This is a genomic window from Oleiphilus sp. HI0080 (assembly GCF_001635135.1).
In genome coordinates this window covers 1-540 of sequence record NZ_LWFU01000199.1, presented here as the reverse complement: position 1 = coordinate 540, position 540 = coordinate 1, and the positions used below count along the sequence as shown (strand labels likewise).

1 protein-coding gene is annotated in these 540 nt (G+C 48.9%); it reads left to right on the top strand.

The features are described from left to right. Positions 1-540: molybdopterin-dependent oxidoreductase (locus tag A3751_RS02110; RefSeq protein ID WP_156492199.1), on the top strand; the 540-nt coding region annotated here is incomplete at both ends.

Below are 540 nucleotides of genomic sequence, written 5' to 3'. Positions count from 1 at the left end.
TCTTCAATGGATTGTTGAATTATCTAAGTGAGAATGGTGGATTAGATTCTCGTTTTCTCGAGAGTAGTGTTGCCGGATTTGATAATGCGTTGAAGCAGGCCAGAGAATGGACAGTAGAGCGCACCGCACAGGTGTGTGATCTCGCCGCCGATCGATTGGAGCAGTTTTATACTTGGTTCTGCGCTAGTCAGACAGCCATGAGCTTCTATTCAATGGGAGTGAACCAGTCAAGTTCTGGAGTCGACAAGGCAAACAGTATTATAAATTGTCATTTGGCGAGCGGGAAAATAGGTAAGCCCGGTAGCGCTCCGTTTTCAATAACCGGGCAACCAAATGCGATGGGGGGCCGCGAAGTGGGTGGGCTGTCTAACTTACTCGCTGCGCATATGGATATTGATAATGAACAGCATCGGGATATCGTTCAGGAATACTGGAACTCCCCCACGCTCTCTGAGCAGGCGGGCCATAAAGCCGTTGAGCTGTTTGATGCAATCGAATCCGGAGAAGTGAAAGCCGTCTGGATTATGGCAACGAATCCGT